Genomic DNA, 10,286 nt, shown 5'->3' with positions numbered 1-10,286 from the left:
ATCTTTAACAGATTTTACTTATATTTAATTTGTTTTATACTATCAAATAATTCTTTTCAGTAAGATGTCGCTCATTTTGAAAAGCGCTTCCACACTGTATCCCGCTATGTGCGGTGTGATCACTACATTGGGAAGGGTTATCAATTCGTTAAATACTATACGCAATTTCGCGCTCATTTTAGACAGAGGCTCTTCTTCCCAGACATCCAGACCCAAAGCGGTCATCTTACCGGATTGCAGTAACCCTGGCAGTAGTTCAGAATCAACAACCGTACCTCGTGAAGTATTCAGCAGTATGAAAGGTTTTTGCATAGCAGTTGCAAACTCCCGGTTGAACAGATGATGCGTATCTTCCTGCTGCGGTACGTGGAAACTGATAATGTCCGCTTCGCGGAAAACAGGTTCCAGCGAATTGCAGGGCGTGATATTTGTTGTTGCGGCGACAGGATGGTACTTATCGTAAGCAAGAATGCGCATGTTAAACGCACTCAACAATTTCGCAAATGCCGATCCCGTATGCCCGAATCCGATGATGCCGACAGTTTTCCCTTCCAGTTCCATACCGCGGTTTTCATCTCTCAGCCATAGTCCGCTCCGTACTTCGGAAAAGCTCTTGGTTATGCGTTTTGTAAGCGACAGCAGCATACCCATAGCGTGCTCGGCAACTGCATTACAATTGCCTTCGGGACTGCCGATGCAACGGATGCCTTTCTGATCGGCATAGGCAACATCAATCACCTCCATACCAGAGCCCATTCTTCCGATGAACTCCAGCATAGGAGCTGCGTCGATCAATTCCCGGTTTAATTGTAAGCGGGTAGAGGTGATCACACCCACACATTCAGGTAACAGCCGGAATGCTTCTTCCTGAGAAATTTGCTCGCTCCATACAAGCTCATAGCCTGCTGCAGCCAATCCTGTCGTGAGCACATCGTGAACCGGGGCAGCAATAAGCACTTTTCCTTTTCTATCCATTAGCCTCAAAAAAACGTTTATATAGCGCGACGAACTGGGCGACTGTCAATTGCTCCGCTCTTTTGTCCATCAGTTCTTTCTCCACATCCTGCACTGGTATAAAGCCTTTCAACGCATTGCGGAGGGTTTTACGCCGTTGTCCGAATGCCATCTTCACCATTTGCTTGAATTTAGGGAAGTTCTTTATCGCGAAGGGATTATTCAGGTTCGCACAGTGCAATACGCCACTCATTACTTTGGGAGGGGGGGTAAAACATCCGGGTGGTACATCGAAAAGATACTCCACAGAAAAATACGCCTGCGTGAGTACACTTAATATGCCGTACATTTTAGACCCGGGTCCTGCAGCAATCCGCTGGGCAACCTCTTTCTGAAACATACCGATGATCTCATCCACCTGTTCCTGCCAATCGAGCATCCGGAACATGATAGGTGAGGAAATATTATACGGGAAATTACCGATGACGTGGAATCGCCCTGCGAAGGGGATATCTGCCTGAAGAATGTCCTGGAGAATTATCCTGCCTTTCAATGCAGGGTAAGTGTGCTGCAGGTATTCATACTTTTCTTTGTCGATCTCGACAGCCTTATAGTCAATTGATTCTTCTATGAGATATTTACTCAGTGCACCGCCGCCCGGCCCTACTTCAAGCACCTGGGCGCCAGGCTGATACCTCAGTTGCTGCACAATCTTCCGGCACATATTTTCGTCGTGCAAAAAATGCTGGCCGAGTGATTTCTTTAACGTGTACGGTTTCGTCATTTTTGTAAAATTAGGCTAAAGTACCTTTACATCACAAGAAGCAGGAAATTAATAAGGCCTTACTTTTGCGATTATGCTTTTCAAAATTCCTGCAAAATCCTCATCCCGGTACATTGTAGCGATTGCTGACAATGTGCAACAGATACAAAGCCTGTCGCTGTTGAGCGAGTCAGAAATGCTTTATTTCGAGAAATGCTTTAAAGAGGGAACACGGTATGTAACCATCGCCCGCCCCGGAGCCGCCATATGTGTTATCATTGTTACCGGCAAGCAGCCGGAAGAGAAGGCCGAACAACTGCGTAAGTCCGGTGCCAAAGCTGCCGCGGCGCTTTCCGCAGAATCTGCAGGCAGCGTATGTGTTATCAACAGAAGCAGTTTTGCCCAGGCTGCTTACGCAGTTGCTGAAGGTATGTCACTGAGTGCTTACCAGTTCCTGAAATATAAAACGGATGCAAAGAAGAAAGCATACGCACTGAAGACAATTGAGTTCGACAAAAACTCGATTACCGTGAAAGAGATGCAACAGCTGAGTGTTGTTGTGGATGCAGTGAGCATTGCGCGTGATCTGGTGAACGAACCGCTGAATTCGCTCGGTGCAAAAGAGCTGTCAGGACGCATTGCAGCATTGGGTAAACAGGCCGGTTTCCGGACAAGGACGCTGGGTAAATCCGACATTGTAAAGGAGAAGATGGGGGGAATACTTGCTGTGAACCGGGGTAGTATCGACCCTCCGGCGTTCAGCATTATGGAATATAAACCAGCCAGATTCCTGAACAGGCAGCCGATAGTATTGGTGGGTAAAGGGGTTGTCTATGATACCGGCGGACTTTCGCTGAAACCGACTCCCAATTCCATGGACCGGATGAAAAGCGATATGAGCGGAGCAGCTGTGGTCGCTTCAGTGATGTATGCCATCGCGAAGCTGAAATTGCCGCTGCAGGTGATAGCGCTGGTACCCGCCACAGATAACAGGCCCGGCGAAAACGCCTATGTCCCGGGCGATGTGATCAGGATGTACAGTGGCACCACTGTAGAAGTGCTGAATACGGACGCGGAGGGACGGTTGCTGCTTGCAGATGCGTTGCATTGGGCAAAACGTTACAAGCCCGAGCTGGTTATCGATTTTGCCACGCTTACCGGAGCTGCAGCAGCCATTACGGGTGCGGAAGGAATGATATTTATGGGAACCGCTTCAGACCAGGTAAAATCAGCTGTTGCAGAGAGCGGGCGCAGGCAATACGAACGTATGGTGGAATTACCGCTTTGGAACGAGTATGGGGACATGATCGTATCTGATATTGCGGACCTTAAAAATGTGGGAGGCCCCACCGGAGGAGCCATTACAGCGGGCAAATTCCTGGAACACTTCACAGATTACCCCTGGCTGCATTTCGATATAGCCGGCGTATCGTTCGCGCAGAGTAAAAAGGGATATCATACTGCCGGTGGAACCGGCTTCGGAGTAAGGGTTCTGCTCGACTTCCTGCTGCACTACGGGAAATAAATCAACAGAAATATTCCGATGCACACATCGGAAAAATACAAAGGGCCGCGGTTATTACCACGGCCCTTTGCTATATTCAGGAAAGCTTAACGGCTTACCTTGGTTACTCTTTGCTGATGTACGGTTTGATCCTTATCACGTAATATGAACAGATAAACACCATCCGACAGTTTGCTCAGATCAACTTGTTTCGCGTCAGATACAGACATTACTGATCGTCCTGCGGCATCTTTTACTTCAACATTCAGTTTGATCGGACTTTCGATGTTTACGATCGCGTTCGTCGGATTCGGGAAGATGCGGATCTCGCTGTTTGCAACAGTGCTCTGATCTATACCCAGTTCTGCGTCCATGAGTGACATCGGAGTAGAGCAACCCGTACAGTTGTTTGTACCTGTAACACATACTTTGTACAATCCTTTGAGGGTAGCGGTAAAACTTGTACCCGTTGCACCAGGAATAGCTACATCGTTGCGATACCATTGGTATGTTACATAGGTGCCGCCGGTTGCCGTCAGTACAAAACCGGAACGGGTAATTACCGGTGTAGGTGCAGGAAGGATATTCACGGTGACAGAGGTCGACGTGCTCGAACAACCGTCAGGAGTGATCACCTTAACGGAATATGTTCCGGAAGCATTGATAAGCACAGAACTGTCTGTCCATCCATAAACCGGAGAACCACCACGATTCCACTGATAAGTATAGCCGCCGATATTAGCGTTCAGGCGCACCCCTTCTCCTTCACAGGCAGTGAGCGAACCACCTGGCACAGAGATGTGGGCAGGAGGGTTATCTCTCACGGTGATATAGATATTACGGGAAGCGGCAGGGCATGAAGATGAACCGTCGCTGGCAGTAATACGGTAGTAACCGGAAGTAGTTACCAGGTAAGAAGAAGTAGTAGCTCCGGGTATGCTTACATTATTTTTACGCCATTGGTACGTAAGGCCAGGTTTACTTCCTGTACCGGTCAGCGTTAACGATGAGCCTGCACAAATGAAGCTGTCAGCTGGTTTGGTAATATCCACGTAATAACCAGGATCATTGGCGATCAGCTCAACCTGGTTGGAATATGCAGGACAAGGTGATGCCGCGGAAGTAACCTTCACCATGTAGGTTCCGGGTTCTGTAGCACCGATGTCGCTGAATTTCCATCCCGGAATCACCACACTATCCAGCATCCAGTCGTAAGTAGCACCGGTGTAAGTTGTCGCATTGAATTTGACAGTATCACCGAGACAGTAAACGATCGGAGAAGTGGACGGAGATATGTTAACAGGCGGATGAGGCGGATATTGCGGAATTTCGAATATCGTGCTGTAAGCAGTGTCATGGGTATTGTTACAGATAACCGCAAGGCGATATACATAGCCTACAAGGGTATCTGCAGACAGTACGGTATCTGTTGCTCCGACTATATTAGACCAACCTGCCGAACCACCGATAGCAGCCCGTTGCCACTGATATTTGATACCGGGAACAAGAGAAACCGTGGCACCGATATCTGTAAGTTTCAGATGCGTACCGATGCAATACTGTGTACCGGAAGGTTTGCTGCTGTTGATCTCACCTCCCACCGGAAGTGCATCACAAGGAGCGTAGTTCAGGTTGATATCATCAATCGCCGTACCATAGTAAGAATAGTCGGAGGATGGATTGCTGCCCGATTTCCGGAAACCAAAGTAGTATACACCACCGGTTGGTAAGGTAAACGTTGTATCATACAGCGCATAAGACGTGTTAGAGAACGAACGGTAGGGGATCAGGTTGGTGGTCATGCCGCCTACAGACTGAGACTTACCATAGTAAACGCCCATTTTAGAACCTGTACCGGACCAGGAAATCTTATTCACGTAGTAGAAAGACAATTCGTATTTATAACCTCCGCGCATATTAAAGCCGGGAGTAAACCAGTAGTTGTCTTCAGAAGGTGATGTGGGAGATCCCATATAATAACCACCGATAAGGTATTTTTTACCTCCCGGTGTATGGTTCTTATAATCACCGTCAATCGTACTTCCGTGGATTTTCCAACCGTTGTAATAGTCTGCCCAGAGTGTGGCATCGCTACACAGCGGAACACCACCTGCAGGCGTAGATTCGAAGTCTTCAGAATAAGGAAGGTCGAAACCACCTACACCCACCAGGAATGGATCTGTTGTGTCGGTAGCACCGGTGGCGCTACACTTGATCACCATTTTAAACCATGTAGGTGTAAACAACGGATCTGTTGTATAAGGTAATGAAGTGCCACCCGTGGTAGTCCATGGACCGGATGCATCCGGAGCACTGAACCATTCGTATGTCAGGCCTGTAGCCAAAGAGCTTCCGTCCACATCAAGCAGCGTGCTACCGCCTGCAGAGCAGACGTGACTTGGATCAGCGACAATGGTTCCGGCCGCTACAGGTGCAGAACATGGAGGAACCTCCTGGAGTCCGATGTCGTCGATAGCGACCCCATAACCCCACCCTGTCTGGTTTTTGCTGAAACCGATATAAAAGTTTCCGGAGCTAGCAGGAGTAAACTGAAGTTTAAACTGTTTGTACAGCGTAGTAGAAGTAGTAAACGGTGTTCCGAGCGGAATAGTCATTGCAGCTTTTGTTTGGGATGAACCCATATAAGTTGCCAGACTATAGTTCGCGCCTGTTGTTCCGTCAGTCTGGTACCAGTAGGAAAGTTGGTACAGTTTACCCGCTGTAAAGGTAATAGCCGGTGTAAACCAGAATTCCGGTGTTCCGGAATAATATCCGAGATAGTAACCTGCAACCAGGTATTTAGAGCCGCCCGGTGTATGGTTATCCAAAGGACTGGTGCCATAGGTCACCGGAGTTCCCTGAACGTTCCACGCATAGTATCCGCCGAAACTGTAAGTGTAAGAAGCACATGGCATATTTGTACCTGGTGTGCCGCTTTCAAACGTTTCGATATAAGGAGGTATAACCGCTCCTACATCCAACTTAACGACAGACGAATAAGTTGTATCCGCAGATGTTCCCAGCGTACATTTCACCACACAACGGTAATTGGTGCCTGTGGAAGCAGATACCGTTAATGCAGGAGTGGTGGAAGCGGTTCCTGTAACTGATGCAAGCAGGTTGCCTGAAGCATCACAGGTGTACCACTCATAGCTGAGATTGGCAACCTTAGGAAGCGAGGTAAGATTCAGGTTAGCTGATCCCGGAGAACACAGCATAGCAGGGCTGACACTTGCCACACCACCGCTGCTGGGTTTACCCGAACAAGGAGGAAGTTGGATAATGCCGATATCATCAATAGCGATACCATAGCTGTAATCTCCTCTCAGGTAAATACCAAAGTAATAGTCGCCAGTGGTAGTAGGTGTATAGTTAGCGGTCACCTGCTTATAAACACCATTTGCAGGACTGAAATCCGGTATCAGATTAGTGGTCATAGCAGATGATGTCTGCGCATTACCTACATATAAACCTGTCTGCGGCGTCACACCACTGTAAGGATAGTTTGCAGGCAGATACCAATAGGAGAATTCGTAAGTAGACCCGGCAATAAGGTGAATAGCGGGTGTAAACCAGAAATCTTTCGAACCATAAAGGGATGCATAATAGCTTCCGCGCAACCATTTGGAACCTCCCGGTGTATGGTTCATCAGATCCGTAAATCCGTACGTAGATACTGTTCCGGAAGCCGTTGTAATAAAGCCATCGCTAAAGTTAGTGGCATCTGCACACGGTACGTTAATACCCGGAGTTGACGACTCAAAGGTTTCAACATAAGGCGGATCAAGCGCACCAACCTTCATTGCATAGACAGCAGTTGTATCATATGAAGTATCGGCTGCGAGCGGACATGAAACTGCACAACGGTAATATTGCGTTGCAGATAACACATCAGTAGTGTATACGGCAGACGTGCCACCGGTTCCGGTTGTTACAGGAACATACGGACCTGCTGCAGTACCGGAAGTGGAGATAAGCCATCTGTATCTAAGTCTGGACGCAGCTGTTGCACCAACAAGAGACAGCGTTGCCGTTCCGGAAGAACAGATCAGCGAAGGACTCGCGGTAACGGATCCTGCTACCGGTTTGGCTGTACACAATGGCAACTGCTCAACTCCGATATCGTCTATCGCCACACCATAATAGGCATAACTGTTATTCACTTTTACACCCAGGTAATAAGTGCCGGTTGTCGGAGCCACGAAGGAGCCCGAGATCTGTTTGTAAGTAGTATTGGTTTCACCTGTCACATCCGGACAGATAGGATTCATGCTGGAAGGATCCTGAGACGTACCGTAATACAGTCCGAATGTTGTTGAAGGCAAATAACCGTAACCGCTGGTAACGTACCAGTAACTGCATTTGTAGGACATATCTGCAGTAAGTGCGAGACCGGGAGAGAACCAGTATTGCTGATTCGCGGAGTAGGCTCCCAGCCAGTAAGAACTGAGATAGTAACCTGCGGAAAGGTATTTTGAACCGCCGGTGGTATGGTTATCAATTGATGGATAATAAGTACCCGGAGTGCCTTTTATGCCCCAGCCGGTGAAACTGGTTGTACCCGTGCCGCCATCCCAGCTTGATGTGTAGCTTGCACATGGCTGATTAATTCCGGGCGTTGCAGATTCGAATGTTTCGATGTAAGGAGGAACGATCGGAGCGATCGATACACAGGTAACCGCAGATGTGTCTGAATTAGGAGCCCCGATCAAAGGACACGAAACCACGCAACGATAACAGGTAACAACGCTCACAGGACCGGTTGTATAAGACGGAGTTGTCGCGCCGCTTATATTGGTCCATGTTCCGGGCGTAGTGGATTCCTGCCACTGATAATTGAGATCAGATGCCGCAGAGAGACCAACAAGGGAAAGTGTTGTTCCGGAAGAACCTGCAGCACAAATCATAGAAGGGCTGGCTTTGGCACTACCCGCGCTTGGCTTCGCGGAACAAGGCGGCAGTTGCGTCAATCCGATATCATCGATTGCCGCACCATAATACCAGTTGGAAGCCTTGAACTTTATACCTAAATATTGCGCACCCGTTGTACCGCAAACAAACGATCCCGAATACATTGTATAAGAGGTAGTGGAAGTCGAAACATCCGTACCTATCGGGGTAGTCATTGCAGAAGACGATTGCGAATTGCCCATTGCCGCACCAAAAATATAGGTGTCGTAACCATCTGTTTTATACCAGTAGGTCAGGTTGTATGCTTTACCCGCAGTAAAGTTTATGGCAGGAGAGAACCAGTATTCTCCGCCGGAGTAGTAGCCCAATCCGCCACCTGCGAACAGCCATTTGCTGCCGCCTGTGGTATGGTTATCCAGGGAGATCCAGCTGTAAGGGTGAGGGCCATCATATAAGTACCAGTAGCTGTATGGATCCCATCCATAAGTGTAAGAGGCACAAGGCATATTCGTTCCATGTGTCCCTGTTTCAAAATCTTCGATATACGGGGGATCCAACGGTGTCGTTCTTACTTCAACCGTATCGGTATTCACAGCCGATCCGCCGGCAGAACAGCCAACCTGGCAAAAGAAGAATTTTTTTGAAGTGATTCCCGATCTCGTGTATGGATTACTTGTCGCTCCGGAAATTGCAGTATACGGTCCTGACAGGGAATTTGATTCATACCACTGAAACGTCAGACCCGAAACAGGAGGTGTTCCGGTTATGGACAGCGTTGTAGAACCAGGGCTACTGCACAGCAAAGTAGGGCTTGCCGTTGCAACACCTGCATATGCGGGCGTGCCCGTACAGGGAGGTAATTCTTTAAGCTCAATGTCGTCAAATGCCATCCCGTACCAATAAGTACCCTGGGAGTTCATAAGACCCATAAAATAATACCCGCTGGAACTTACGCTGAAATTGGTAACGTATTGTGCATAGCTTGAGGTATTCGTATTCATATCCGGCCCAACAGCAGACATTGCTGCTTTGGTCTGGGCATTACCGGCATATGCACCGATTGTGTAGGGGCCATGTCCGTCCGTTATGTACCAATAAGAGAATTGATACGTTTTTCCCGTTTCAAGATAAAAGGCCGGTGTAAAAAAGTAGTCAGGTGTATAGTCTACCGAACCAATATTACTTCCCGCAAAAAGGAAATTGCTTCCACCGGTAGTATGGTTGGAAAGCGAACTTGGGTACCAGGAAGGTATGGTAGACGATGAGTGAACGTAGAACCCGTAATAATAAGAGGAATAAGTTACATCAGTACAGGTAGGGAAAGCTCCTGTAGACGTCGACTCGAATGTTTCGAGATAAGGCAATGAACCTCCGGAAACAGAAACTGCCACCGTTGTGGACGTGGAGCTGCTGCCGCTGGCGGTACAGGTTGCCGTGCAACGGTAATAGTATGTTTTTCCGGCCGGAGGGGTCAGGATGAAAGGAACGCTGGTCGCGCCTGCATAAGCGCCCCATCCGCCGGTTCCGGTTGATGAGGTATCCCACTGATACGTAATTCCGGTTGCCGCCGTGAAACCGGACAGTCCGATAGCCACAGGCACACCGGAGCAGGCTGTTGTAACGGAAGAAACCGCAGTACCTGCAGTGATCGTCCCCGAGCAGGCTGAAAGTGAAGAACAGGATACTGTTGCTTCCCAACCTGGATAATTTACATATTCATCGGAATAAAACTCAAACGTAAGTGAGCCATCGGAAGCTGTCGATGTTACCGTTCCGGGTCCCGAAGTTCCCGTATAGGAGCCGATCATGGTAGCACTTGTAGACGCTCCGTTGTAGACATAAAGATAGTCGTAAGAGTCTTCCAGCGAAAAATCGGTAAAATCAACAATGACCTTAGCTCCGGGAGTAGCCGGATATATGGTCATTATCTTATGCTGGTTATCCGAATAGTTCGAATAGGGACCACCGGGGTCATAAAAGTCATCACTACAGGAAGTAATGATAAACCCGTTTGAAATATTAAATGATCCGGCTTTTGATAAAAGCGGGAAACATGAGAGAAGGAGTACTGCCAGCGAGAACGCTTTACTCCATTTTCTGTCCGGCCGCGTAAGCGCCCGGAACGGACTGTAGAACTGTTTCATAGGATTATTA

4 protein-coding genes are annotated in these 10,286 nt (G+C 48.3%); 1 reads left to right on the top strand and 3 read right to left on the bottom strand.

All coding sequences use genetic code 11. From position 1 onward, the window contains the following. Nucleotides 1–42: 42 nt before the first annotated feature. A complete protein-coding gene (locus ABD846_RS03750) occupies nt 43–975 on the bottom strand; it encodes an NAD(P)-dependent oxidoreductase (protein WP_344822804.1) in 933 nt (310 codons plus the stop codon). Then, nucleotides 968–1,738, bottom strand: a complete 771-nt coding sequence (gene rsmA / locus ABD846_RS03745; protein WP_344822802.1) for a 16S rRNA (adenine(1518)-N(6)/adenine(1519)-N(6))-dimethyltransferase RsmA — start codon at nt 1,736–1,738, stop codon at nt 968–970. Before rsmA ends, ABD846_RS03750 begins: the two co-directional genes overlap by 8 nt. 73 nt (nt 1,739–1,811) lie before the next feature. Here rsmA and ABD846_RS03740 point away from each other — a divergent pair, with 73 nt between their 5' ends. Next, a complete protein-coding gene (locus ABD846_RS03740) occupies nt 1,812–3,242 on the top strand; it encodes a leucyl aminopeptidase family protein (RefSeq protein ID WP_344822800.1) in 1,431 nt (476 codons plus the stop codon). Between the two features lie 86 nt (nt 3,243–3,328). On the opposite strand, the gene ABD846_RS03735 is transcribed toward ABD846_RS03740, so the two are convergent. Next, complete coding sequence (locus tag ABD846_RS03735; RefSeq protein WP_344822798.1) at nt 3,329–10,276, bottom strand: T9SS type A sorting domain-containing protein; 6,948 nt, start codon at nt 10,274–10,276, stop codon at nt 3,329–3,331. Nucleotides 10,277–10,286 lie beyond the last annotated feature (10 nt).

The organism is Rurimicrobium arvi (assembly GCF_039540495.1).
Taxonomy (GTDB): Bacteria; Bacteroidota; Bacteroidia; order Chitinophagales; family Chitinophagaceae; genus Rurimicrobium; species Rurimicrobium arvi.
This window is presented reverse-complemented; position numbering and strand designations above follow the sequence as displayed.

Coding starts and splice junctions, on each gene's coding strand:
- ABD846_RS03735 (WP_344822798.1), bottom strand. CDS start 10,276: ATGAAACAGTTCTACAGTCCGTTCCGGGCGCTTACGCGGCCGGACAGA.
- rsmA (WP_344822802.1), bottom strand. CDS start 1,738: ATGACGAAACCGTACACGTTAAAGAAATCACTCGGCCAGCATTTTTTG.
- ABD846_RS03750 (WP_344822804.1), bottom strand. CDS start 975: ATGGATAGAAAAGGAAAAGTGCTTATTGCTGCCCCGGTTCACGATGTG.
- ABD846_RS03740 (WP_344822800.1), top strand. CDS start 1,812: ATGCTTTTCAAAATTCCTGCAAAATCCTCATCCCGGTACATTGTAGCG.